At 59.8% G+C, this 24,257-nt stretch carries 20 protein-coding genes; 15 read left to right on the forward strand and 5 right to left on the reverse strand.

What is annotated here, in order from left to right:
* The first annotated feature begins 15 nt into the window (after positions 1–15).
* Positions 16–1,386, forward strand: coding sequence for an MlaD family protein (locus ACSQ3J_RS11115; protein WP_060505573.1), 1,371 nt, complete (start codon positions 16–18; stop codon positions 1,384–1,386).
* Between the two features lie 212 nt (positions 1,387–1,598).
* Positions 1,599–2,213 (forward strand): ABC-type transport auxiliary lipoprotein family protein, encoded by a 615-nt coding sequence (locus ACSQ3J_RS11120; RefSeq protein ID WP_060505572.1) that lies wholly within the window; start codon positions 1,599–1,601, stop codon positions 2,211–2,213.
* On the opposite strand, the gene ACSQ3J_RS11125 is transcribed toward ACSQ3J_RS11120, so the two are convergent.
* On the reverse strand, positions 2,214–2,477 hold the full coding sequence (locus ACSQ3J_RS11125; RefSeq protein WP_060505571.1) for a BON domain-containing protein: 264 nt from the start codon (positions 2,475–2,477) through the stop codon (positions 2,214–2,216).
* Between the two features lie 156 nt (positions 2,478–2,633).
* Between ACSQ3J_RS11125 and ACSQ3J_RS11130 the strand changes: the two genes are divergently transcribed.
* The gene (locus ACSQ3J_RS11130) at positions 2,634–2,885 is read left to right on the forward strand and encodes a hypothetical protein (RefSeq protein ID WP_060505570.1); all 252 of its coding nucleotides are present in this window, start codon (positions 2,634–2,636) and stop codon (positions 2,883–2,885) included.
* A 72-nt stretch (positions 2,886–2,957) separates the two neighbouring features.
* On the opposite strand, the gene hemF is transcribed toward ACSQ3J_RS11130, so the two are convergent.
* Positions 2,958–3,869, reverse strand: coding sequence for an oxygen-dependent coproporphyrinogen oxidase (gene hemF / locus ACSQ3J_RS11135; protein WP_060511005.1), 912 nt, complete (start codon positions 3,867–3,869; stop codon positions 2,958–2,960).
* Between the two features lie 209 nt (positions 3,870–4,078).
* Between hemF and ACSQ3J_RS11140 the strand changes: the two genes are divergently transcribed.
* Entirely contained in the window at positions 4,079–4,339 is a 261-nt protein-coding gene (locus ACSQ3J_RS11140; RefSeq protein ID WP_060505568.1) for a hypothetical protein, read from the forward strand.
* 4 nt (positions 4,340–4,343) lie between these two features.
* Here ACSQ3J_RS11140 and soxR read toward each other — a convergent pair whose 3' ends face one another.
* Positions 4,344–4,856 carry a redox-sensitive transcriptional activator SoxR gene (gene soxR, locus ACSQ3J_RS11145; RefSeq protein WP_060505567.1) on the reverse strand — a complete coding sequence of 171 codons (513 nt, stop codon included), beginning with the start codon at positions 4,854–4,856 and terminating at the stop codon, positions 4,344–4,346.
* Between the two features lie 74 nt (positions 4,857–4,930).
* Here soxR and ACSQ3J_RS11150 point away from each other — a divergent pair, with 74 nt between their 5' ends.
* Positions 4,931–5,500, forward strand: coding sequence for an NADPH-dependent FMN reductase (locus ACSQ3J_RS11150; RefSeq protein WP_060505651.1), 570 nt, complete (start codon positions 4,931–4,933; stop codon positions 5,498–5,500).
* A 16-nt stretch (positions 5,501–5,516) separates the two neighbouring features.
* Here ACSQ3J_RS11150 and ACSQ3J_RS11155 read toward each other — a convergent pair whose 3' ends face one another.
* Entirely contained in the window at positions 5,517–5,981 is a 465-nt protein-coding gene (locus ACSQ3J_RS11155) for a tRNA (cytidine(34)-2'-O)-methyltransferase (RefSeq protein ID WP_060505566.1), read from the reverse strand.
* A 392-nt stretch (positions 5,982–6,373) separates the two neighbouring features.
* Between ACSQ3J_RS11155 and ACSQ3J_RS11160 the strand changes: the two genes are divergently transcribed.
* The 8 genes from ACSQ3J_RS11160 to ACSQ3J_RS11195 all read left to right on the forward strand — a co-directional run bounded on the left by ACSQ3J_RS11160 (position 6,374) and on the right by ACSQ3J_RS11195 (position 15,867).
* Positions 6,374–8,239: an ABC transporter ATP-binding protein gene (locus tag ACSQ3J_RS11160; protein WP_060505565.1), complete on the forward strand. Its 1,866-nt coding sequence runs from the start codon at positions 6,374–6,376 to the stop codon at positions 8,237–8,239.
* A gap of 44 nt (positions 8,240–8,283) precedes the next feature.
* Entirely contained in the window at positions 8,284–8,700 is a 417-nt protein-coding gene (locus tag ACSQ3J_RS11165; protein ID WP_156393859.1) for a hypothetical protein, read from the forward strand.
* 78 nt (positions 8,701–8,778) lie between these two features.
* Positions 8,779–10,647, forward strand: coding sequence for an ABC transporter ATP-binding protein (locus ACSQ3J_RS11170; RefSeq protein WP_436039095.1), 1,869 nt, complete (start codon positions 8,779–8,781; stop codon positions 10,645–10,647).
* 371 nt (positions 10,648–11,018) lie between these two features.
* On the forward strand, positions 11,019–11,597 hold the full coding sequence (petA, locus tag ACSQ3J_RS11175) for a ubiquinol-cytochrome c reductase iron-sulfur subunit (protein ID WP_037095693.1): 579 nt from the start codon (positions 11,019–11,021) through the stop codon (positions 11,595–11,597).
* A 14-nt stretch (positions 11,598–11,611) separates the two neighbouring features.
* Positions 11,612–12,886, forward strand: coding sequence for a cytochrome b (locus ACSQ3J_RS11180; RefSeq protein ID WP_060505562.1), 1,275 nt, complete (start codon positions 11,612–11,614; stop codon positions 12,884–12,886).
* Positions 12,887–12,915: 29 nt separating this feature from the next.
* A complete protein-coding gene (locus tag ACSQ3J_RS11185) occupies positions 12,916–13,809 on the forward strand; it encodes a cytochrome c1 (protein ID WP_060505650.1) in 894 nt (297 codons plus the stop codon).
* A gap of 155 nt (positions 13,810–13,964) precedes the next feature.
* The gene (locus tag ACSQ3J_RS11190) at positions 13,965–14,771 is read left to right on the forward strand and encodes a hypothetical protein (protein ID WP_436039096.1); all 807 of its coding nucleotides are present in this window, start codon (positions 13,965–13,967) and stop codon (positions 14,769–14,771) included.
* A 25-nt stretch (positions 14,772–14,796) separates the two neighbouring features.
* The gene (locus ACSQ3J_RS11195; protein WP_436039098.1) at positions 14,797–15,867 is read left to right on the forward strand and encodes a linear amide C-N hydrolase; all 1,071 of its coding nucleotides are present in this window, start codon (positions 14,797–14,799) and stop codon (positions 15,865–15,867) included.
* Positions 15,868–15,973: 106 nt separating this feature from the next.
* Here the strand turns inward: ACSQ3J_RS11195 and ACSQ3J_RS11200 are convergent, their stop codons facing one another.
* Positions 15,974–22,576 (reverse strand): kinesin, encoded by a 6,603-nt coding sequence (locus ACSQ3J_RS11200; protein WP_436039099.1) that lies wholly within the window; start codon positions 22,574–22,576, stop codon positions 15,974–15,976.
* Positions 22,577–23,239: 663 nt separating this feature from the next.
* Between ACSQ3J_RS11200 and ACSQ3J_RS11205 the strand changes: the two genes are divergently transcribed.
* Both ACSQ3J_RS11205 and ACSQ3J_RS11210 read left to right on the forward strand, forming a co-directional pair.
* Positions 23,240–23,608: an Hpt domain-containing protein gene (locus ACSQ3J_RS11205; RefSeq protein ID WP_060505558.1), complete on the forward strand. Its 369-nt coding sequence runs from the start codon at positions 23,240–23,242 to the stop codon at positions 23,606–23,608.
* 210 nt (positions 23,609–23,818) lie between these two features.
* Complete coding sequence (locus ACSQ3J_RS11210; RefSeq protein WP_060505557.1) at positions 23,819–24,139, forward strand: 2Fe-2S iron-sulfur cluster-binding protein; 321 nt, start codon at positions 23,819–23,821, stop codon at positions 24,137–24,139.
* The last annotated feature ends 118 nt before the right edge of the window (positions 24,140–24,257 follow it).

Consider the following 24,257-nt stretch of genomic DNA (forward strand, 5'->3'; position numbering starts at 1 on the left):
AGGGTACCGGTAGCAATGGAAACAAAAGCCAATTACGCCATCGTCGGGTTTTTCACGGTCGCCGTCATTTTCGCGGCTTTCGGCTTTGTCTATTGGATGTCCCAATATGGCCGCAGCGGCGAAATGGCGGAACTTGTCATCAGCATTCCGGGTTCAGCCAATGGCTTGAGCGTCGGGTCTCCGGTGCGTTTCAACGGTATTCCCGTCGGTTCGGTACGCAGCCTGGCCATCAATTCCAACGATCCACGCTATTCGGTTGCCGTGACCGAAGTGTCTGCTGATGCACCGGTGTTGAAATCGACGACGGCGACCCTGGAAATCCAGGGGTTGACCGGCGCCGCCTATATCGAACTCAGCGGCGGCAACAAGGGTGAAGAGAATATTCTGCGCAAGGCACTGGACACCGGAACGTCAGCACAACTGACCGCCGACCAATCCAGCGTTACCAGCCTTCTGGCCACCGCCGACAAGATTCTGGACCGCGCCAATGATGCGATCGGCGACATCCAGGGGTTCGTCAAGGATGTTCGCGGGCCGTTGACCAATACGATTTCCAATGCCGACCGTTTCACCAAGTCGCTGGCCGATAATTCCGAAGGAATCGATCAGTTCCTGAAGAGCGTCAGCGCGCTGTCGACTTCGATCACAGCTGCGGCCGGTAAGCTTGATTCGACGCTGTCCGCGGCAGATATTCTGGTGAAATCGGTCGATCCGAAGAAGATCGACCATATCGTCAGCAATGTCGAAAAGATGAGTAATGACTTGAGTGCTGCGTCCACGGGCGTGGCCGATACAATTGCCTCGTTCAAGAAGACGGCGGAAACCTATGAGCGGTTCGGTGAAAAAGCAACGGCTTCTCTCGACCGAGTCGATACGTTGATCGCTTCCATCGACCCGCAAAAGGTGACCGGCGTCGTCAATGACGTTTCTGCCGCTAGCGCCGATGCTCGCAAGGCGGTTGCTTCGGTTGCCGATTTCGCCGAGCGGATCAAGGGCCGCCAGAATGATATCGATCAGACCATCACCGACGTCACCCAGATGGCCAGCAAGCTGAATGCCGCGTCCAGCCGCGTCGACGGGATTCTCGTCAAGCTCGACGGTTTCCTCGGCGATGCCGATGCGCCGTCCCTGTCGGCTGATGCCCGCGCGACGCTCGAATCCTTCCGCAAGGTTGCCGACAACCTGAATGCCCAGATAGGCCCGATCGCCGAAAACCTGAAGCGCTTCTCCGGCTCGGGCCTGCGTGATATCGAGGCTTTGGTCAGCGATACGCGCCGGACGGTCAATACGCTTGATACGACGATCTCGACCTTCGACAAGGATCCACAGCGGCTGTTGTTCGGTGGAGAAACGGTCAAACAGTATGACGGACGCACGCGCCGCTAAATCAAAGCTGCGGCGCGGTTAGCCGAAGCAGGAATTGCTGCTGCCGGTGCTGGCGAATCGGGTATTGCTTCCATTGGCATGATGTTTGCGTGGCAAGGCTGCAAGCCTGGGCGGTTTTTTGCCGTGTCTGCGCTGGCGTGACTGCTTTTTTGGCTTGTTTTGACCGGGTCAGCCTCTACGTTGCTGCTGATTGGCGAAGGATAGTGTTTGAAATGAATTTTCCCGGTGTGTCGTTTGGTCGAAAGGCAGGTTTGGTCCGGGCCTGTTTTGCATTCCTTCTCCTCGCCGCGCTTTCCGCCTGCGCCGGCAAGGCCAACAACGACACCTATAGCCTGTCAACGTCGCCTGTTATCGAAGGTCCGTCGTCAAGCCGCAAGCAAATCCTTGTTCCAGAGCCGACCGCGCTGAAAGCGCTCGACAGCGATCAGGTGGTGATCCGGCTATCAGGTTCGGAAATCCAGTATCTCGCCAAATCGCAATGGAGCGACCGCCTGCCGAAGATGGTGCAGGCAAAGCTTGTCCAGGCTTTCGAGAACACTGGCAAGATCGGTGGCGTCGGAAAGCCGGGCGAGGGGCTTGCTATCGACTACCAGGTGATCACCGAAATCCGGTCTTTCGAAATATCGACAGCAGGTGCGGATACCGCCGTTGTCGAGATTTTCGCCAAAATCCTCAACGACCGCAACGGCACCGTCGGCGCGCAGAAGGCGTTCCGCGCGACTGTTCCTGTTCGTGGTAGCGGAGCGCCGGCATTTGTCGCTGCCCTTGATGGCGCATTTGCGCAGGTTGCCGGCGAAATCGTCGGCTGGACGCTGAAGGCGATCTGATCAGGCAACCGCGATCCGGTTGACGATTTCGGCCACGCCTTCGACCGTTCGCGCCGCTTCTTCCGCGCGCTCGGCTTCCTCGATGCTGGCGACAGCGCCGCTCAGCACAATTGTATTTCCTTTCGAGACCACCACAACATCCGAGGCATCGAGCCCGTCCACCGTGGCCAGGCAATTGGCGACCCGTGTTTCGAGGTCTGCCTGATCTCCCTCGAAAAATTCCTCCGGGGTTTTTCCGAAAAAAGTGCGCTCCTTGAAAACCATGGCTGCGTTCTCCGATCCGTCTACTGGCCGATAACGCAGCGGAAACGCTTTTGTTCAGCTCTGTTCCATTCGAAACAGCGCGGATAAGCGGTGCGTGAGATCGTTGGGTCACTGGATGAGACGAACTCATCAGGAGCCAACAGAGGGAACATCAATATGCGCAAGCTCATCATCTCCGCCGCCGTCGCAGTCCTCGCCGCCGTCTCGTTTGCCGCACCGTCGCAGGCCGGCGGCCATCACGGCCATCATCACGGCGGTTTTTCAATCGGCTTCTACAACACCGGCTATTATGGCGGTGGTGGCTATTACGGCGGCGGTTATTACGAACCGTCCTGCTACATCAAGAAGGTGAAGCGCTGGGACAAGTGGGGCAACCTGCATATCCGCCGCATCAAGATCTGCGACTGACACCCACGCACCAGACACAAAAAATCCGGCCGTTTACGCGGCCGGATTTTTGTTTGTGCAGGGATATTGCTCTCAGGGCCAGCGGACCACGGGCGGCAGCGACGACAGGATCGAATCGACGTTTCCGCCGGTTTTCAGGCCAAAGATCGTGCCGCGGTCGTAGAGCAGGTTGAACTCGACGTAGCGGCCGCGGCGGACCAGCTGTTCGTCGCGGTCTTCCTCGGTCCAGGGTTTGTTGAAATTGGCGCGCACGATCTTTGGATAGATCAGGCTGAACGCCTTGCCGACGTCCTGGGTGAAGGCCAAGTCAGCCTCCCAGCCGCCCTTTTCCTCGTCAGAATGCAGCCAATCGTAAAAGATACCACCGGTGCCGCGTGGTTCGTTACGGTGCTTCAGGAAGAAATACTCGTCGCACCATTGCTTGAAGCGGGTGTGGTCGGCAACCGGGTGCCGCTTGCACGCAATCTCCATGCCCTTGTGGAACAGCATCGTATCCGGATCGGTCTGTGTCCGGCGGCTGTCGAGCACAGGTGTCAGGTCCGCACCGCCGCCGAACCAGTGGCTAGTGGTGACGACCATGCGGGTATTCATATGCACGGCCGGGACGTTCGGATTGACCGGGTGGGCGATCAGCGAGATGCCGGAGGCCCAGAAGGTGGGGTCCTGTTCGGCACCGGGAATCTGGCTGCGGAATTCCGGCGAGAATTCGCCGTAGACGGTCGACGTATGGACGCCGACCTTTTCGAAGACGCGGCCTTCCATCATCGACATGCGGCCGCCGCCGCCCGCACCCTGGTCGCGCACCCAGTCCTTGCCGATAAAACGGCCTGGCTCGCGATCGGAGAGCGGGCCGGTCAACTCGTCCTCGATGGTTTCGAACGCGGTGCAGATGGTATCGCGCAAGGATTGGAACCAGGCGGTGGCTCTGGCTTTCTTGTCTTCGATATCCGCGGGCAATCCCTGCGGCAGGTTGGGTCGTTCCATGAAAGTAATCCTGTTTGGCGGAGCCTGAAGCGGCAAAGAGCGCGCCGATTCGCATATTGTCCGACAGTTCATATTTTTGCCACGGCTGCAACGGCGCAGAGATAAGCGGGGCAGTCTGCCGCAGATGCCCCTGTTGTGATTCCGACTCGCAAAAGCAGGAATATCTCCCTATCTTGATCATAGAGGCTCGACTGGTGAAAAGTGAGCTCATGGCAAGGATCCCGGCAGGCCCGCCGCTCGACGGCCTGAAACGTCAGATCGACCGGCATCGCAGCGGCAATCCGCGCGGAAATGACGGGCTGTTTGTCCGCGAGACATTCAGGCTCGATCGCACCGATGCGCGCCAGAAGGCGCAGGAATGGTTCGATGCCTGGCCGAAGGCCGCCTATTGGACCGAAGTGGAGAGCTGGCGCCAACTCGATGGCGGCCAGATCGAATTCACTATGCGGCGTCTGCCGAGTGCCGATTGACGTCTCAGTCTGGTGATCCCTTGATGCAGGCCGCCGCTTCGTCCTGCTCCTCGCCTGCATGCTCGATGAGATAGGCGCCGGTACCTTTTTCAGACAGTTCGTCATAGGGGTTGCGCAGCGGACAGTCGCGCATCGACAGGCAGCCGCAACCGATGCAGGACGTCAGCTGGTCGCGTAACGCGGTGAGCTTGGCGATGCGCTCGTTCAGATCGGTCTTCCAATGTTGCGATAGGTGCTCCCAGTCGCTCGCCAGCAATTGCCGGTCGTTCGGCAGGGCGGAAAGCTCCTTTTGAATGTCTGCCAACGGAATACCGGTGCGTTGGGCGATCTTGATGACGGCGATGCGGCGTAGGACGCTGCGGGGATAGCGGCGCTGGTTTCCCCGGCTGCGCATGCTCTGAATCAAACCTTTGGCCTCATAGAAATGCAGCGTCGAAACGGCGACGCCGCTGCGTGTGGCGACCTCTCCCACAGTCAGTTCGCGGCGCGGCAGATCGGTACGATTTTTTTCCGGCATGTCTATTGACCTCAACTTTAGTTGAGGTTCTATACCATGTGCTCCATCGCATCTACAACGGAGCTTTCGCAGACATGAACGAGAAAATGACCATCGCCGTCGTCTATGGCAGTGCACGGCAAGGCCGCTTCTGCGACACGGTCGTCAACTGGACCTTGACGGAATTGTGGGCCGAAAGCGGTTTTCGCATCACGCTCATCGACCCTCTTGAGCTCAAGGGAACGGCCGGGGATGCGGCGCTGAACGCCGAAGCGCTCGAGGAAAAGATCGCCGAGGCCGATGCGTTCATCATTGTCACGCCGGAATACAATCACGGCTATCCGGCTCCGCTCAAGGAGTTGATCGACAGTTGCTATGAGCCCTGGCACGCAAAGCCGGTCGGTTTCATTTCCTATGGTGGCGTCTCGGGTGGGCTGCGGGCCGTCGAGCAGTTGCGCCAGGTCTTTGCCGAATTGCATACGGTCACCATCCGCGACACGGTCAGTTTTTCCAATGTCTGGGCGCAGTTTGATTCGGCCGGCAATCCCTTCAAGGCGGCGGAAGCCAAGGCCGGACTGATGGTGATGCTGCGGCGGCTGAAATGGTGGGCGAGGGCGCTGAAGACTGCCCGGGCCGAAAACACCTATAGCGGAGTGGCGGCGTGATGTCAGGCCGGCAAGTCTAACCGTTGACCTGCCGGATCGCTTCACCGGCGATCATTGCCACCGACATGGCGACATTCAGCGACCGCTGCCCCTCGACCATCGGCACGATAATGCGTCCATCGGCCTTGTCGTGAACGTGATCCGGTACGCCTGCGCTTTCGCGGCCGAAAAGCAGGGTATCGTTCGGCTGGAACGCAAAGCGGGTGTAGCGCTCGGCGGCCTTGGTGGAGGCGAGCACCAATCGACGGCCCTGCGCGAGCCTCTCAGCTTCGAACCGCTCCCAGTTGACGTGGCGTGTCAGCGTAACCGCGGCGATATAGTCCATGCCGGCGCGCTTGAGGTTCTTGTCCGAGAGATCAAAGCCCGCGGGCTCGATGATATCGACGGCTAGTCCCAGGCATGCGGCAAGGCGCAGGATCGTCCCGGTATTGCCGGGAATATCGGGCTGGTAAAGGGCGATGCGGAGCGAATGTGGCGACATATCAACAAGTCTTATGGGGTTCATCAATGGCCGTAATCAATCTGTGCCGTAATGGCAACAGAATCCTGATTGAGACAAAAATGACGAAAAAAACGCCAGCGGCAATCTGGCGTACAGGCGCAAATCACTCTATGTCTTGCTGCATCTGCAACGCGAACCATAGGAGGCTTACATGGATATTCGAATGACCAACAGCCTCCAGGCTGTGCCTCCAGTCCTCTTGGACTGACCGGTTTCGCGCTTTTCCTTTTTTGCACTATTGCGCACGACCGCCCGCTTTCCGGACGAACACGTCTCGTGTGCAAGATTGAGCTGTTTTCCGGTTTTTAATTTCTGATCGATGAATGCGGGTCTTCCCGCCTTCCTTCACTGGATTCCTGAAGGAGCTTATAATGTTCGGCTGGTTTGAATCCCGCCTCAATCCCTATCCCGTCGAGGAGCCTACGGTTCCGCCTCAGGGGCTATTTGCATTCTGCTGGCACTATACCAAGCCGGCGGCCCCCTGGTTGCTGACCATGTCGGTTTGCACCATGCTGATCGCGATCGGCGAAGTGGCGCTGTTCCAGTTTCTCGGCAATGTCGTCGATTGGTTGTCATCGGCCAAGCAGGATACGTTCCTGCAAAGCGAAGGCACCAAACTGATCTGGATGGGCGCGCTCATCCTGATCGGCCTGCCGACGGTTGTCGCCATCGATTCCGTCATCATGCACCAGATTCTGCTCGGCAATTATCCGATGATCGCGCGCTGGCAGATGCATCGTTATCTGCTGCGGCAGGGCATGACCTTCTTTGCCAACGAGTTTGCCGGCCGTGTCGCCACCAAGGTGATGCAGACGTCGCTTGCCGTGCGCGAAACGGTGATGAAGATCCTCGACGTCTTCGTTTATGTCGTTGCCTATTTCATCTCAATGCTTGTTGTCGTTGCGGCGGCCGACTGGCGGCTGCTTGCGCCTCTGGTCATCTGGATCATCATCTACGTCTGCATCGTCACGTACTTCGTGCCGCGCCTGCGCAAGATCTCCAAGGATCAGGCGGATGCGCGCTCGATGATGACCGGCCGCGTCGTCGACAGCTATACCAATATCGCCACCGTCAAGCTGTTCTCGCATGCCGGCCGCGAAGAGGTGTATGCCAAAGAAAGCATGGATGCGTTCCTGCAGACTGTACATCGGCAGATGCGCAAGGTGACGCTGTTCCACGTTCTCGTCTATACGAACAACTGCATCGCGCTGTTTGCGATCTCGGCGCTTGGCATCTATTTTTGGATGACCAGCGGCATGTCGGTCGGCTCGATCGCCATTGCCGTGTCGCTCGCCATGCGTATCAACGGCATGTCGCAGTGGATCATGTGGGAAGTCTCGGCGCTGTTTGAAAACATCGGCACCGTCTATGATGGCATGAGCATGATGACCAAGGCGCATGACATCGTCGACAATGACGATGCCAAAGTGCTGAAGGCGCCGCAGGGGGCCATCGCGTTCGAAAACATCGGTTTCCACTACGGCAAGAACAAGGGCGTGATCGAAAACCTCTCGCTCGCTATCAAGCCGGGTGAGAAGATCGGTCTGGTCGGACGCTCAGGCGCCGGCAAGACGACGCTGATGAACGTGCTGTTACGCTTCTACGATCTTGAATCCGGCACGATCCGCATCGACGGGCAGGACATTTCCAAGGCAACGCAGGACAGCCTGCGCGCGCAGATCGGCGTGGTGACGCAGGATACGTCGCTGCTGCACCGGTCCATCCGTGACAACATTGCCTATGGTCATCCGGAAGCCGACGATGCAGCCATCATCGCCGCCGCCAAGCGGGCCAATGCCTGGGACTTCATCGAGTTGCTCGAGGATAACCAGGGCCGCAGGGGGCTCGATGCGCAGGTCGGCGAACGCGGCGTCAAGCTCTCGGGCGGCCAGCGCCAGCGGATCGCGATTGCTCGTGTCTTCCTGAAGGACGCGCCGATCCTGATCCTCGATGAGGCGACCTCGGCGCTCGATTCGGAAGTGGAAGCCGCGATCCAGGAAAACCTGTTTGCCCTGATGAAGGGCAAGACGGTGATCGCGATCGCTCACCGCCTGTCGACGCTGACGGAGATGGACCGGCTGGTCATTCTTGAGGCCGGCAAGATCGTCGAGACCGGCAGCCATGCCGAGCTGGTCAGCCATAGCGGTCTTTATGCCGATCTCTGGTCGCGGCAGTCCGGTGGCTTCCTCGCCGAGGATGGGGATGCGGCAAACCAGAAGGAGGAGGCGGCCGAATAGGCCGCCTTCGAACTTTCCACATGGTATCTCCCGGAACGATCGGCGTGAGCGATATCGGTTTTGAATTTGACATCCTGATCCAGGGTGAGCGAACGGAGGCTTTCGATGCCTTCGCCGCTGCCAATCCGGACTGGGGATGCCGCTACGGAAAGAACGGCGGGTTCCTCGCCGAACCGCCGCAACTGGCCACCGGCGAGCCGTGTGCGCGTACGTATGTGGCGCTGCATGTCGATGCCTATGCGGCCCAGATTTCGGCACTGCGGGCTCTCGGACATGGCCACGCTATTCGCATCGCTGTGTATTTTGACAGTATGACGGTGCCGCCCTTGTGCCTTGGCCTCAAACCCTCGACCATGGCGCTGGTTTCAGCGCTTGGCTATGAAGTCGAATTTTGCCTTTATCCTTGTGCAGACCACGATGACGACGGAAAATCAGACCTCAATCCCACCTTGGGAACATGACGGATTTGTAATCGAAATCACCGGCGCCTGCGGCCGATTAGCGATTGCCGTACGCGCGAAACCGCCTATATCGGACATATGTTCTTGCGCGCCCTGTTTGCCACTTTCGAAAACTGGATACAGCCTTTCGCAGCGCGCGACAGCCTGCAGCCGCCTGAACGGCTGATCCCGTATATCTGGTTCTATATCAGGCAGGCCAAGGCACCGTTCATTGCCATGCTGGTTCTCGGCGGCATGACGGCGGCGATCGAGGCGACACTGTTCTGGTTCGTCGGCCGCGTCGTCGATATTCTTGCAACCGTCAAACCTGGCGACGGCTGGAGCGGGCTGCTTGCGGCACACGGCACCGAGCTGTTCGGCATGCTCGTCCTGATCGGTGTCGTCCGCTTCGTCGTATCGCTGCTGATGTCCCTGGTCGATCAGCAGGTGATCACGCCGGGTTTCTACAATCTGGTGCGCTGGCAGTCCTATTTGCATGTGTCGCGGCAATCGTTGTCTTTCTTCCAGAACGATTTTTCCGGCCGCATCGTCACCAAGGTCTGGTCGGGCGGGCAGGCGGTCGGCGATGTCGTCACGTCATTGATGGAAAGCGTCTGGTTCGTCGGCATCTATTCGGTCTCGACACTGGTGCTGGTTGGTCAACTTGACCTGTCGCTCGCGGTTGTCGTGTTCTTCTGGCTGGTCGGCTTTGGCTTCCTTGCCCGCTATTTCGTGCCGCGTATCCGTCAGCACTCCAAGGAGACGGCCGAAGCGTCCTCGATGCTCAGCGGCCGTATGGTCGACGCCTACAGCAACATGCAGACGCTCAAACTGTTTGCCCGCGACGAGGAAAACGACCGCTACATGCGGCAGGGCTTCGATATCTTCCAAGATACGATCATCCGCTTCACCCGGTTCATTACCGGCGTGCGTGCCTCGATGGCGCTTCTGTCGGGGATCATGATCGTTACCATGGCGGCGATGAGCATCGACCTGTGGCTGTCCGGCGCGATCAGCTCGGGTGCCGTCGCGTTCACAATGGCGCTGATCCTACGGCTGAATTTTCTGTTGAGCCGGATGATGGTGCAGTTCAACGGCATCATGCGCAATATCGGCACGATCCAGAACGCCGCCGAAATGATTTCCCAGCCGGTGCAGCTTGTCGATCAGCCGGATGCGCCAAGCCTCGTCGTCAACAGCCCGGCGATCCGTTTTGACAATATCCGGTTCCATTACGGCAAAGGGCAGGGCGTCATCGATAACCTGTCGCTGACCGTCAAGCCGGGTGAAAAAATCGGTATTGTCGGCCGCTCAGGGGCTGGCAAGACGACACTCGTGAATCTGCTTCTACGCTTTTACGACCTGGAAGCCGGCCGTATTCTGATCGATGGGCAGGACATCTCGATGGTGCGGCAGGAAACGCTTCGCATGCAGATCGGTGTCGTCAGCCAGGATACATCGCTGCTGCATCGATCGATCCGAGACAATATCCTCTTCGGCCGTCCGGATGCCGACGAACACGGCCTGCGCGAGGCGGCCGAAAAGGCCGAAGCTCTGGATTTCATTGAGAGATTGCAAGACCAGCGCGGCCGCCGGGGATTTGACGCCCATGTCGGCGAGCGCGGCGTCAAGCTGTCGGGCGGACAGCGGCAGCGCGTGGCGATTGCGCGGGTGATGCTGAAGGATGCGCCGATCCTGGTGCTTGATGAAGCGACCTCGGCACTCGATTCGGAGGTCGAGGCTGCCATCCAGTCCAATCTTGACCGTTTGATGCATGGCAAGACCGTGCTGGCGATCGCCCACCGGCTCTCCACCATCGCCGCACTCGACCGCCTGATAGTCATGGATCAGGGCCGGATCGTCGAAGACGGTACCCATGAGCAGCTCATCGCGGCAGGCGGTCTCTATGCCGATCTCTGGCTGCGGCAATCCGGCGGATTTCTCGCCCGCGAGGCTGCGGCCGAATAACGCACCCAGGTGTCGCCAGACGGCCTTGTGATGCCGTGTTTTGATCATGCCGGGCGGCGAAAAGCGGTTTGCGAACATTGGCTTCGGTTTTCCCGCGACAATGTGGCTCACCTCTTGCGCTCAAGGCTAGACATCCCCAACGATCAAGCATAGAACGCGCCGGAATGCCGGGGGAATCTGCCGTTTTTTTGGATGGGCAAGGTTTGCCCGGTTTTGGTGCATGAGCGCGGAAGGCGAAAGTTTTCTTCGAATCGTGCATAGAGGCTTATTGATTTGGCGCTGTTCTTTCGCTCAAGTGTCAGCACGGGGCGCGGATCGACGCCGGGGACAGTGCGGTTTCCGCATACATTGCGTGAGAGGATGGTTTAGCCGTGAGCGAACACGAGATATCAAGCGAAACCTCGGGCGAGCCCACTCGCCGCGATTTCCTGTACTTGACCACCGGCATGGCCGGTGCGGTCGGTGCGGCAGCCGTTGCATGGCCGTTCATCGACCAGATGCGCCCTGACGCCTCGACCTTGGCACTCGCTTCGATCGAAGTCGATGTTGCCAGCCTTCAGCCGGGGATGTCGCTGACGGTGAAATGGCGCGGCAAGCCGGTGTTCATCCGTAACCGTACCGACAAGGAAGTCGAGGAAGCCAATGCTGTTGCGCTTGCCGACCTGAAAGACCCGGTTGCGCGCAATGCCAACCTCCCGGCCGATGCGACTGCGACAGACCTTGATCGCTCCGCCGGCAAGGAAAAAGAAAACTGGATCGTCATGATCGGCTCCTGCACGCATCTCGGTTGCGTTCCGCTCGGCCAGGCTGGCGATTTTGGCGGCTGGTTCTGTCCCTGCCATGGCTCTCACTACGATACGGCCGGCCGTATCCGTAAGGGCCCGGCACCGCAGAACCTCGCCGTACCGACCTTTGCGTTCGCTACCGACACAGTCATCAAGATCGGTTGAGGGGAATACTGATTATGAGTGGTGATCATTCAACCTATACGCCGACGTCCGGTATCGAGAAATGGGTGGATTCGCGCCTGCCGCTGCCGCGGCTCGTGCATGACAGCTTCGTTTCCTATCCGGTTCCGCGCAATCTGAACTACGCCTACACATTCGGCGCCATGCTTTCGGTCATGCTGATCATCCAGATCCTGACCGGCGTTGTTCTCGCCATGCACTATGCCGCAGAAACGACGGTTGCCTTCAACTCCGTCGAAAAGATCATGCGTGATGTCAATCAGGGTTGGCTCTTGCGCTACATGCATGCCAACGGTGCGTCGTTCTTCTTCATCGCCGTCTACCTGCATATCGGCCGCGGTCTCTATTACGGCTCGTACAAGGCTCCGCGCGAAATCCTCTGGATCCTCGGCGTTGTCATCTACCTTCTGATGATGGCTGCCGGCTTCATGGGCTACGTTCTGCCCTGGGGTCAGATGTCCTTCTGGGGCGCCACGGTTATCACCGGCTTCTTTTCGGCCTTTCCGCTTGTCGGCGAATGGATCCAGCAGTTCCTGCTCGGTGGCTTTGCCGTCGATAATCCGACGCTCAACCGCTTCTTTGCGCTGCATTACCTCTTGCCGTTCATGATCGCCGGTGTCGTTGTCCTGCATATCTGGGCGCTGCATGTCGTTGGCCAGACCAACCCGACCGGTGTTGAAGTCAAGACCAAGACGGACACGGTTGCCTTCACGCCTTATGCGACCCTCAAGGACGCACTCGGTGTATCGGTGTTCCTGCTGTTCTACGCCTGGTTCGTCTTCTACATGCCGAACTTCCTCGGTCATCCGGACAACTACATTCCGGCTAACGCGCTGAAGACCCCGGCTCACATCGTCCCTGAATGGTACTACCTGCCGTTCTACGCGATGCTGCGCGCCATCACCTTCAATGTTGGCCCGATCGACTCGAAGCTTGGCGGCGTTCTGGTGATGTTCGGTGCGATCATCATCCTGTTCTTCCTGCCCTGGCTCGATACGTCGAAGGTTCGCTCCGCCGTCTACCGTCCCTGGTACAAGCTGTTCTTCTGGCTCTTCGTCATCAATGCCATCCTGCTCGGCTGGCTGGGCTCGCGCCCTGCTGAAGGTCTCTATGTCGTGATGTCGCAGCTCGGCACTCTCTACTACTTCGGCTTTTTCCTCGTCATCATGCCGGTTCTCGGCCTGATCGAGACACCGAAGCGCATCCCGAATTCCATTACCGAGGCGGTTCTGGAAAAACAGGCTGCGAAGAAAAAGCCTGTTGCTGCGTGATGTCTGCGAAGATCAAGGAACCCAAAACAATGAAAAAGCTTGTTACAGGCATTCTTTCGCTCGCAGTCGTCGCCGGACTTGGTGCAGGCATGGTGTTCGCCGCTGAAACCGGTGAAGCCAAGCCTGCTGGTGCTGCCGCCGAGGAAGAGCACGCTGGCGCTACGCCGCACTACCCGATCCACAAGCCGGAGCAGGAAAAGTGGTCTTTTGCCGGACCGTTTGGTCACTATGACAAGGGCCAGCTGCAGCGCGGCCTGAAGGTCTACACTGAAGTCTGTTCCGCCTGCCACTCGATGAACCTTGTGTCCTTCCGTACGCTGGAAGGCCTCGGCTATTCGCCGGCCCAGGTGAAGACCTTTGCCGCCAACTACGAAGTCCAGGACGGCCCGAACGCCGACGGCGAGATGTATACCCGCAAGGCCGTGCCTTCGGACCATTTCCCGTCGCCGTTCCCGAACGCCGAGGCTGCTGCTGCTGCCAACAATGGCGCGGCACCGCCGGACTTCTCGTTGATCGCCAAGGCACGCGGCATCGAGCGCGGCTTCCCGACGTTCATCTTCGACATGTTCACCCAGTATCAGGAAGGTGGCCCGGATTACATCCACGCGCTGCTGACCGGCTACCAGGACGCGCCGAAGGGTGTCGAGATTTCCGAAGGCACGCATTACAACCCGTACTTCGCCAATGCTGCGGCTCTTGCGATGGCAAAGCCGATCTCCGACGATCAGGTCACCTATGACGACGGTTCGCCGCAGACAGTCGAGCAGTATTCGCGCGACATTTCCGCGTTCCTGATGTGGGCCGCAGAACCGCACCTGGAAGCCCGCAAGCGTACCGGTTTCATGGTCATGGTGTTCCTGCTGATCTTCACCGGTCTGATCTACCTGACGAAGAAGTCGGTCTACGCCAACAAGGAACATTGATCGGCGGCCGGTCATCCGGCACTGCATCGAAAGGCCCGGTTCACTCGATGAACCGGGCCTTTTCTTTTTGGTTGCGAGCCTGCATTGCAGGTTGCAATGATGAGCAACGGCGATAGTCTGTCGGCCATATCCTATGGAATAAGAAGGAGGTTTTGTTGCAACTGAACCGTTTCGTTTCCTGGCTCGCGGTGACGGCAGGCTTCATGGCATCATCCCTTGCAGCCGCTGATTTCGATCAGCAGCGTTTCCCGGATGAAAAGGAGTGGCGGGTAATCGTCAGCCCGTATGTCTGGGCCGCATCGCTCAAGGGCAATGCTTCGCTCGCGGGTTTTGACACCGATGTCGAAGTTCCATTCTCCGACACATTCGATCATCTCGATTTAGCCTTCATGGGCAATGTGGAGGTTACCAACGGCACGTGGGGTGCATTCATCGATCTCCAGCACGTGAAGACGAGTCAGGGTGAGGAGCTCCAGTCGCAACAGCTGGATCTCGGCATAACCATGAACACCGTCGAGGGTGGTATCTATTACCGTGCTTACGAGGCGGCGCTTGGTGGTGAAACGGTGTTCGGCCAGCCGCGGCGTCTATCGGTCGAACCGCTGATCGGGGTGCGCTGGAGCCAGCTCAAGGGAACGGTCGAGGCGCTTGGGCGAAAAGTGGAAAAACAGTCGGACTGGTGGGATCCGTTCGTCGGGTTGAGGGTCAATCTCGATCTGAGCGACCGCTGGAACCTGTTTACCGAAGCAGATATCGGCGGTTTCGATGTCGGATCGAAATTTACCGTCAATGCCCAGAGCTATCTCGGTTACCGGACAATGATGCTCGGTCAACCGACCATCCTGCGCGCCGGTTACCGTGTGCTTTATCAGGATTACGAAACCAACGATTTCACTGGTAACCGCTTTCGCTGGAATGTTACCCAGCATGGACCGGTGGTCGGTCTTTCCATGCAGTTCTAGTTCTTTGTAACGATCGGAGATGATCATGATCGATGGACGCTCGACGTTGACCGCCACTATCCTGTCTGCGGTTCTGGCCGGTACGGTTGCTGTGGCTCCCGCCGCCGAAGCCTGCACACGGCTTGTCTACCTGGGGCCGCAAGGCAATATCATGACGGCCCGTTCCATGGACTGGAAGAGCGACGTTGCCACCAATCTCTGGATTTTGCCGCGCGGCATCGAGCGAGACGGGCAGGCGGGTGAAAATTCGATCAAATGGAAGGCGAAGTACGGCAGCGTGGTTGCGACCGGCTATGATATTTCGACAACAGATGGCGTCAACGATGCGGGGCTGATGGCCAATGTCCTTTGGCTGGTCGAATCGGAATATCCCAAGTTCGACGGCCAGAGCAAACCCGGCTTGACGATTGCCGCCTGGGCACAGTACGCGCTTGATAATTTCGCCACCGTGGCCGAGGCCGTCGAGGCGCTTGAGCGCGAGCCTTTTACGATTGTGACCGACAATGTGCCCGGGGAAAACCGGCTGACGACGCTGCATCTGTCGTTGTCGGACGCGACAGGCGACAGCGCCATCATCGAGTACATCAAGGGCGAGCAGGTCATCCACCATGACCGTAAGTATCAGGTGATGACAAACTCTCCGACGTTTGACGAGCAACTCGCGCTGAATGCCTACTGGAAAAAGATTGGCGGCACCGTGATGCTGCCCGGAACCAACCGCGCGGCGGACCGGTTTGCGCGTGCTTCCTTCTATGTCGACGCCATTCCCAGGGAGGAGGACGCAAACCGAGCGCTCGCCAGCGTCTTCAGCGTGATCCGCAACGTCTCGGTCCCCTATGGGCTGAATACTCCAGAGGAGCCGAATATCTCCTCGACCCGTTGGCGTACTGTCGTCGATCACAAGCGCAAACTCTACTTCTTCGAATCTGCGCTGACGCCCAATACCTTCTGGGTCGATCTCAAAACCATCGATTTTTCTGCCGAGACTGGCAAGGTCAAGAAACTCGATCTTGGCGAAAACCAGGATCACACCTATTCGGGCGACGCGACCCCTTCGTTCAAGGACGCCAAACCGTTCCAGTTTCTCGGCCTCTGAGCGCGATAAACCCTCTGCATCAGCTTATGGTCACAAACGCAAAACGCCTTCAGGTTATCAGCCTGAAGGCGTTTTTATTTTGGCTTTTACGGCCCCGGTACCGGGCTTAGCTGAAGCGCCCGGCGGCGTGTGCCAGCATCGTGTAGACCTTGCCGGTATCTGACGTCAGGTAGGTCTGGGTCATTACCTTGTCGCGGTCATTGCGGGCGACGTCGCCGAGCAGCTTTTCGAAGTCGGCGATGTAGCGGTCGACTGCCGTGCGGAATTCCGGCTCGCGATCGTACTTGCGCTTGATCTCGTCGAAGGTCTGCTGGCCCTTCAGCGTGTACAGGCGGCGTGTGAACACGTCGCGCTCGCCGCGCTGGTAGCGGCGCCACAGATCGACCGAGGCATCGTGATCAATGGCGCGGGCGATGTCGACCGACAGCGAGTTCAGCGATTCCATCACGTGGCGCGGGTTGCGGGTGTCGCCAGATCTGGTTGCGGCTGCGGGCTGCGCTTCGGCGGCACGCTGCTGGACTGGTGCTGCGGTTGCAGGCTCCTCTTCGCGCGAGGCGCCGCGCAGCAGGTCACGCATCCAGCCGCTGCCTTCTTCGGTCCGCTGACGGGTGGCCGCCTGTGGCTCGGGTTGACGGGCAACCGGCTGCTGGACGACAGGCTGCGGGGCGGCGTGACGCGGCTGCTCGATGCCGAGGCTACCGCGAAGGGCAGGCTCCGGGCGGCGTTGCTCGACGGCAGGCTGCTGAGTGACGGCCCGGACCGGGGCGGGCGCCACGGCCTGTTGAACTGCCTGCTGTGCCGCTGTCTGCTGACGGACGACTGGCTGGGCGATCTCGAGCTGGCCAGAGGACTTGCCGATGATGTCGGAAAGCTCCTGCAAGGCCTTGATCTGCTCGGCGACCGCACGGCGCATGACCGAGGCATTTTCCTTGGCTTCTTCCGGCAGGTCGAAGGCACCGCGCTTTAGTTCTTCGCGGGTCATGTCGAGTTCCTTGCGGATCTCGTGGGCCGAGCGGCGGATCTCGTCGGTGGCGCCGCTGAAGCGGCTGACCGCTTCTTCGACGGCCTGGCGGATGGCTGCACCCATGTGCTCGGCTGTACCGTCGGACTTCTTGCTGGTTTCGGTCATCAGGCGGTCGATGTCCGACAGCGAGGCGCCGACACTGCCACGCAGACGCGAAGCCACTTCCTTGGAGCGTTCCTCTGCGCGGACAAAGGCACCTTCGACGGAGAGGCTGGCGTCTTCACCAGCCTTGGTAACGGCGGCGCGCATGGCCTCGCTGGCCGAGGCGGCACGGGCTTCGGCTTCCGACAGCGTCTTGCTGACATTGGCGAAGGATGACTGGACACCGGCGCGCAGGTTGCTGGCGATCTCGTTGGAGCGTTCTTCCGCCCGCACGAACACAGATTCCACCGACATGCTGGCTTCGTCGCCGGCCTTGACGACGGCATTGCGCATGGCTTCGGCTGCCGATGCGGCGCGCTGTTCGGCGTCGCTCAGAATGCGGCCGACATCGCTGAAGGACGACTGGATGCCAGAGCGCAGGTTGCCTGCGACCTGGGCCGAGCGGTCTTCGGCGCGCTGGAAGGCGCCATCGACGAAGCCTTCAAGCGCGTGCATGGTCTTTTCGATTTCTTCCGAGCGGCTGACGAGGCCGATGGAGAGCGTGCGCAACGCATCCTGGCGTTCTTCCAGCGTGCTGACCAGATTGGACTGGGCGGCAGCGAGAAGGTCGGATGCCTGGCCGAGAACCTTGGAGTGATCCTCAAAGCGGCCGACGATGCCGCCGATCTGCGACAGGGTCGAGCCCGAGATGTCGGCGAGCTTGTCAACCTTGCCTTCGAGAAGGCGGGTCGAGGTCGACAACATGTCGGAGGCGCGGTTGGCGGATTCCGAGAACCGCGCAGTCGTCGATTCCAGCTGCTCATCCATGGCGCCGAGATTGGCGCTGGCCTGCTCGATGACGCCGGCAATGGAGCTGTTGCTTGCCGACAACTGGTCGATCAGGCCCATGGCTGTCGATTGCAGACGGTTTTCAACCATCTTCATCGCCTTGGCCGTCTCTTCGGCGCGGGTCGAAATCGCATTCAACGTTTCGCCGGTGCGTGCGGTCAGGCTGTCGAGCAGCGTGGCATTTTCGGCGCGCAGGCGGTCAGCACTCTGCTGTGCTACTTCGCTGATCCGATCGGCCGCTTCCTTGCCGGTTGCGGCGTACTGATCGATGATCGGGCGGGCCTGTTCGTCGATGATGCGGGACAGTTCGGCGGAGCGGCCGGCCAGCATCGAGTTGAGCTCGCGGGTGCTGTCGTCGAGGGTGGTGCGGATCGTATTGCCACGGGCCTCCAGGGCCTTCTCGACGTCAGTAAGGCTTTGGGTCAGCGACGATGCCTGTTCGGCGACGCGCGATTGTGTCTGAGCAATTCGGGCCGCTGCGCCATCGGATGCTTCGCCGACGGAACGGGCAAGCTCGGCGCTGCGCATGGCTGCGGTCGCGGCCGTCTGTTCCACGGCCGTCTGGAAATCGGCCTGCCGTGCAGCCATCGCCTGAGCGAAGTCTTCACCAGCCTTGGCCAGCAGTTCGGCAGAGCGCTGCGCTTCCGCATCGATGCCCTGGGCTGCTTCGCCGACGGCGCCGCGCAGGTTGGTGACGAGGCCTGCGGCCTTGCCCTCGATCGTGCGGCTGACATTGTCGAGGCCGATCGAAAGGGCGCGGTCCATGGTGCCGAGACGTTCTTCGATGCGGCCGGTACCGCCTTCGATGCTGGCTTCGATCCGTGTGGCGGCGGCTGCCGTGACGCGGTCGAGTTCGGCCGTGTGGGTGGTCAGCGTCTCGGTGATACGATTTGCTGCTTCGCCACTGATGCGGTCGATCTCTTCTGTACGGCCGGTCAGGCTGCCGGCGATCCGGTCGGCGGCGAGGGTGCTGACGCGGTCGAGTTCTGTCGTATGGTCAGACAGGGTCGAGGCGATGCGGGCTGCGGCTGCATTGCCGACACGGTCGATCTCTTCTGTCCGGCCTGCAAGGCTATCGGTGATCATGGCAGCTGCTGCTGTGCTGATCTGATCGAATTCAGCCGTATGGGCAGACAGTGTCTCGGCAATACGTGCTGCTGCAACGCCGCCGATACGTTCAATTTCGTCGGTGCGGCCGGCAAGGCTGTCGGCGATGCGCGCGGCTGCGCGGTCGCTGACCTGATCCAGTTCGGAGACCTTGGCCGACAGGGTATCAGCGATCCTCTGGCCGGCATTGTCGACGAATTCGCTGACGCCGCCAACGCTTTCGCGGATGCGGCTTTCCAGCACGCCGAGGCTGCTTTCGATGCGTGCGCCGGTCTCGTCAACACTGCTGTTGATATTGGTGAGCGAGGTGTCCATCCGGTGCGTCAGCGTGTCGGCGGCGCGGCTGATCTGATCTGCCGTCTCGCCAAGCTGAGTGGCAACGTGGCTGGTGCTGGCAAGCATGCGCTGTTCAAGCGCGAGCGCGCTCTTGTCTATGGTGCCACCAAGTTCCGCCTGGCGCTCGTCCAGCGTCATTTCCAGCATGCTGGCGCTGGTGGCCAGCGTCGTGGCGATCGACATCGACTGTTCGGCCAGCACGTCCGAAAGCTGGTCGGTTCCGTGGGCAACGGCGACATTGATCGCGTTGATCCGGTCGTCGAGCGTTGCCCTGATCTGGTCATGCGTGGATGCAAGCGATGTCGACAGCTGGTCGGCGCGGCCGGCAAGTGTCTGCTCGATATCGGCGGCCCTGCCGGTCATGGCGAGCGCCAGTTCGGAAGCATGGCCGGAAAGGGCGCTGGCAATCTCTGCCGATGTGCTGGTCATGGTGCCTGCGATATCGCTGACACGGCCGGAAAGATTTTCGGCGATCTCGGCAACACGGCCGGAAAGCTGTTTTTCGATATCCCCAACCCGGTCGGCCATCGTTTCGGCAATGGCGCTGGCCCGGTAGGACAGGCTGTCGGCAATTTCTTCGGTATGGCTGCTGAGCGTATCCGTCATTTCGGTCGCGCGCGCAGACATCGTGCCGGCGATTTCAGCCGAGCGTTCGGACAGAAGCGTGTCGAGGCTGGCCGTCTGGGTAGCGAGGGTGTCGCCAAGCGCACGGCCATGTTCGGACATCAAGCTATCCAGGCGCTCGGTGGTGCCGCCGATGGCCTGTTCGATTGCTCCAGCCGAGGAGGTCAGAACGTTGGCAAGCGCGCCGGTACGGTGAGACAGGATCGTATCAAGTCGCTCTGCCGTGCCATCAAATGCACCGTCGATGGCCGTTGTCGATGAAGACAGGACGTCTGCGAGGGCACCTGTACGCTGCGACAAAATGGTATCAAGCCGCTCTGCCGTGCCATCGAATGCGCCGTCGATTGCCGCTGTCGAGGAGGTCAGGACGTCTGCGAGGGCGCCGGTGCGCTGTGACAGGATGGTGTCGATCCGTTCTGCCGTGCCATCGAATGCGCCGTCGATGGCTGCCGTCGAAGAGGACAGGACGTTTGCAAGGGCGCCTGTACGCTGAGACAGGATGGTATCGATCCGCTCTGCGGTGCCTTCAAAGGCGCTGTCGATGGATTCCGAGCTTGCGGCGAGCAGGCTCGAGAGTTCGACGGTGCGCTCGGACAGTGTGTTGTCGAGCCGCAACTGGCTGGCGGCGATCGACGTGGTGATTTCGTCGGCGCGGTTGGTCAGTGTCTCCTCGATACGGCCGTGGATCGCCTGCAGGCCGTCGATGAAGCCGGTCGTGTGCGTATCCAGGTTTTGAGCAAGCTGCTGGTTGCTTGCAGCAATCGCACTGGTCCGGGCGTCAAGCGTTTCGGCAAGCCGCTGCTGGCTTTCGGTGAGGGCTGTTTCAAGCGAGATCGCGCGGTGGGCGAAGCCGTTCTCAAGCCGGTCCTGCGCCGCTGTCAGTGCGCCCATCAGGCTGCCGGAGCGTTCTTGCAATACGCTGTCGATGCGGACATGCGCGTTGCCGATGGCATCGCTGAGTTCAGCCGTCTTGCCGCTGATAGTCTGCTCGATGAAGTCCTGCGTCGTGCCGAGGGTCGTCGCCAGTGTCAGTGACTGATCCGACAGGGCAGACTCAAAGCGCTCGATACCGCCGTCAAGAATGCTGCCGATGGAATCCGCGCCGCCGTTGACCGACTGGTTGATGCGGGCGAGGCTTTCCATCAGCTTGCTATCGAGCAGGCCGGCACGCTTGTCGAAGGCATTGGCAAACTCGTGGAACCGGCTGTCGAAGGCGGTTGCCAGATGACCGACGGTCGTCTGCAGCTTCTCGTCGAAGAATCCGGTGCGCAGATCGATATCCATGATCATGTCGTCGGCGCTGGATTTCAGGCTCTGGCGGAAGCTTGCGCCCTTTTCGTCCAGCGTCGCGTTCAGCGTGTGGAGAATGTCGTCGAGGCCGCCAGTGATGGCTTGCTGGCCAATGTTCAGGCTCTCGTTGAGATCACGCGTGCGGGCGATCAGCGTCTCGTTCAGCTGGCGGGCGCGTTCGTTGAGGGCTGCGTTCAGCTTTTCGGTATTGGCGTCGAGCGAGGAGGCGCGGGTCTCGAACTGACCGAGCAGTTGCTGGCCGCGCTTTGCGAGCGTCTGGCTCAGATTGTCGAGACGGGTATCGAATTCGTTGCTGAGCGAAACGCCAGCGGTCGTCAGGCCCGAGAGCAGGGCGTCGGTGCGGGTCGACAGCATGGCGCCGATCGTCTGGGTGGCGCTGTTTGAGCGCTCCATCAGGGCTGCGGCACGGGTCTCGATCATCGATGCAAATGCTTCGCCGGACGTGGCGATGCGGTTGGAAATATCGTCACCGGCAAGTGCCAGTTCGTCCTTGAGCTGGGTATGGGCGCCGGAAATCGATGAACGGATGCGTTCGGCATGGCCGACGATGGATTCGCGCTCGAGGCCGAGCTCCTGAACCAGCGTGCGGACGCGCAGTTCGTTGTCGCTATAGCTGCGCTCCAATGCGTTGACTTCTGAATGAACCAGGGTTTCCAGTTCGGTGGCACGGGCGATCGTCCGCTCGATACCTTCGTTCATTGCCGAAACTTCGCGGCGGACGGCCTGGCCGACCGTCATGATGCGTTCGGAGGCTGCGGTTTCCGGCTCGGCGAGGCGCAAGGCGACTTCGGCCATGGAGCGGGCGGCGCTGCGCAATTCCTGGGCGCGCGAAATCATGATGGCAAAGGAGAAAAACAGCATCACCGGCAGGATGATGAAGATCGCTACACCGATGGCACCCGGCATGGCCGACAGGTCGGCAAGCGAGCGGATTTGCCAGATTTCCGGGCCGTAGAGAAGATTGGCGACACCAAGGCCACCGATGATCCACAGGGCAGAGACTGCTGCAGCGATGCGCATCGCCGAGCGGCTGGAGCGGACATCCAGCGATCGCAGGATCGCGGCCGGAGTCTTGCGGCCATCGTCGTTTGCTGGCGCAAAAGAGGGTGCCTTGGGGGCTGGCTCCGGAGACAGGTTTCTTTGGGTTTCGGCAGCGCGGGCAGCCTTGGCTGCCTGTTCCTGCTGGGTCTTTTGCGTCTTCGCCTGGCTGAGTGCAGGTGACTGTTTGGCCGGCTCCGACACTTTCTCCTCTGGATGATCCAGAGAAGTCTTGTCGTTGAGGGCAGACTTAAGCTCGTCAAAATCGATTTTCAGAGCGTCTTCCAACGCCTGAAATGCCTTGTCGTCGATCGACTCATTGCTTTTATTTGTCGCCATGCGGATACGCCTCGTTACCAAACTGTCCTTTCGGAAGGATCCGCCGCAACACCGCCTGCATTGGGAACACCTCCGAAACTCGGACGGTGACATGAGGATACGCGCATCACATTTACGCAGAACCCTGACATGCACCCATTTCAAACACGCACCGGCGGACAACGCATTGAGACCCGTAGGTACTTCATTCAATACAGCTTTCCGCCAGGACCCGATTACACCCGGAGATGTAAACATATCCCTCAACGTACCGTAGTGACACATTCACCGGTTTCTTACAATTAAGCCCCTCCGGCATTCGTTAAAATCCTAACAAGTTCTTAATGAAAATTGGAGGCGTTTTGGCCAAAAACCCTTGTAATCAGGCGGTTTAATGGCCGTTAACTATGACAAGCGAAAGCTGCCCGCATTGCGCCGCGTTTTAATCAGATAGCAGCGACGCTCCGGCTTAATCAGCTTCAGAGGTAATGCAAATGGCGGCTTTGCAGGGCGGGTGACCATACGGTGCGCGCCATCTTGAAGCCACATAATAGGTAGACGGGTCAGGCACTTCCAGACAAATCCGGGCAATCCGGGACGTCATGGAAGAGCGAACCGGGTAAAAACGGGACGACCGGTTGCGAGCCGGTGCGTCAGAAAAAAACACAACAAGGACATTGGCACATGGCGGCTCTCAAGATCGCATTCGAAGCACCTGACAATTTCGGGGGCGCTTGCCCTTCCACGTCGAGGCCCATCGATCTCGTGCATCTGGCGACGCAGACGATGGGTGACAAGCTTCTCGAAATCGAAGTGCTGCAAATGTTTGCCCGCCAGACCCGGCAGTTGATGAAGGACCTTTCGTCCGACAGCGCCGACGCCAGGCTGGCGACTGCCCACCGGCTGCGTGGAGCGGCGCTGGCCGTTGGCGCTTTCGGTGTGGCCGAGACCGCCGCCGCGGTTGAAGCGGCGCCGCAGGATGCCGGCAATCTCGCCGCCCTCGGCGCGGCCGTGCTTGAGGCCGAGCTGTTTATCCTCAAACTCTGCCGGTAGTTCATGGCAATGGCCGCTCCGGCAAATGCCGCAGCGAAAAAGGGCCACGGGTGCTGCTGCTCCAGGCCCGAACCCCTTCGAGTTGACTGGCGAAGGGATTTGTTGGAAGAAATCGGATGAATTCGCCGCGTTTCAACGCCGCTCCAGTTTCGGGGCGGCGCTGTTTTTCCTGCGGCTAGCCGAAACAACGCCAAGCATCCGGAAGAAACAATGCCAAAACTGAGTATCATCGCCTTTGACGGCACGCGCCACGATCTTGAGGTTCAGGCCGGCTCCACCGTCATGGAGAACGCCGTACGCAACTCGGTGCCCGGCATCGAAGCCGAATGCGGCGGCGCCTGTGCCTGTGCTACCTGTCATGTCTATGTGGATGATGAATGGTCGGCGAGGGTGGGTGCGCCGGAAGCGATGGAAGAGGACATGCTCGATTTCGCCTATGACGTGAAGCCGACCTCGCGGTTGTCCTGTCAGATCAAGATGAGCGACGGCCTGGACGGGCTCGTCATTCATGTTCCCGAGCGTCAGGCCTGAGTTTCTGGCGAATTCCGGTTGTGATGACCAAAAAAAGCCCCGCTTGTCGCGATCGACCTGCGGGGCCAGGAGGGCGCATCGCATGCAGATGAGGGAGGGAACATCTGCTGCATCAAGA

It is taken from the genome of Rhizobium sp. LjRoot98, from assembly GCF_964252935.1.
In the GTDB taxonomy this organism is placed as follows: Bacteria; Pseudomonadota; Alphaproteobacteria; order Rhizobiales; family Rhizobiaceae; genus Pararhizobium.

Excerpts from the sequence above, each read along its gene's own strand:
- soxR (WP_060505567.1), bottom strand. The coding sequence starts at position 4,856 with ATGCCGGAAAAAAATCGTACCGATCTGCCGCGCCGCGAACTGACTGTG.
- ACSQ3J_RS11125 (WP_060505571.1), bottom strand. The coding sequence starts at position 2,477 with ATGGTTTTCAAGGAGCGCACTTTTTTCGGAAAAACCCCGGAGGAATTT.
- ACSQ3J_RS11185 (WP_060505650.1), top strand. The coding sequence starts at position 12,916 with ATGAAAAAGCTTGTTACAGGCATTCTTTCGCTCGCAGTCGTCGCCGGA.
- ACSQ3J_RS11120 (WP_060505572.1), top strand. The coding sequence starts at position 1,599 with ATGAATTTTCCCGGTGTGTCGTTTGGTCGAAAGGCAGGTTTGGTCCGG.
- ACSQ3J_RS11210 (WP_060505557.1), top strand. The coding sequence starts at position 23,819 with ATGCCAAAACTGAGTATCATCGCCTTTGACGGCACGCGCCACGATCTT.
- ACSQ3J_RS11155 (WP_060505566.1), bottom strand. The coding sequence starts at position 5,981 with ATGTCGCCACATTCGCTCCGCATCGCCCTTTACCAGCCCGATATTCCC.
- ACSQ3J_RS11150 (WP_060505651.1), top strand. The coding sequence starts at position 4,931 with ATGAACGAGAAAATGACCATCGCCGTCGTCTATGGCAGTGCACGGCAA.
- ACSQ3J_RS11115 (WP_060505573.1), top strand. The coding sequence starts at position 16 with ATGGAAACAAAAGCCAATTACGCCATCGTCGGGTTTTTCACGGTCGCC.
- ACSQ3J_RS11160 (WP_060505565.1), top strand. The coding sequence starts at position 6,374 with ATGTTCGGCTGGTTTGAATCCCGCCTCAATCCCTATCCCGTCGAGGAG.
- ACSQ3J_RS11200 (WP_436039099.1), bottom strand. The coding sequence starts at position 22,576 with ATGGCGACAAATAAAAGCAATGAGTCGATCGACGACAAGGCATTTCAG.
- hemF (WP_060511005.1), bottom strand. The coding sequence starts at position 3,869 with ATGGAACGACCCAACCTGCCGCAGGGATTGCCCGCGGATATCGAAGAC.
- ACSQ3J_RS11180 (WP_060505562.1), top strand. The coding sequence starts at position 11,612 with ATGAGTGGTGATCATTCAACCTATACGCCGACGTCCGGTATCGAGAAA.
- ACSQ3J_RS11140 (WP_060505568.1), top strand. The coding sequence starts at position 4,079 with ATGGCAAGGATCCCGGCAGGCCCGCCGCTCGACGGCCTGAAACGTCAG.
- ACSQ3J_RS11195 (WP_436039098.1), top strand. The coding sequence starts at position 14,797 with ATGATCGATGGACGCTCGACGTTGACCGCCACTATCCTGTCTGCGGTT.
- ACSQ3J_RS11170 (WP_436039095.1), top strand. The coding sequence starts at position 8,779 with ATGTTCTTGCGCGCCCTGTTTGCCACTTTCGAAAACTGGATACAGCCT.
- ACSQ3J_RS11130 (WP_060505570.1), top strand. The coding sequence starts at position 2,634 with ATGCGCAAGCTCATCATCTCCGCCGCCGTCGCAGTCCTCGCCGCCGTC.
- ACSQ3J_RS11205 (WP_060505558.1), top strand. The coding sequence starts at position 23,240 with ATGGCGGCTCTCAAGATCGCATTCGAAGCACCTGACAATTTCGGGGGC.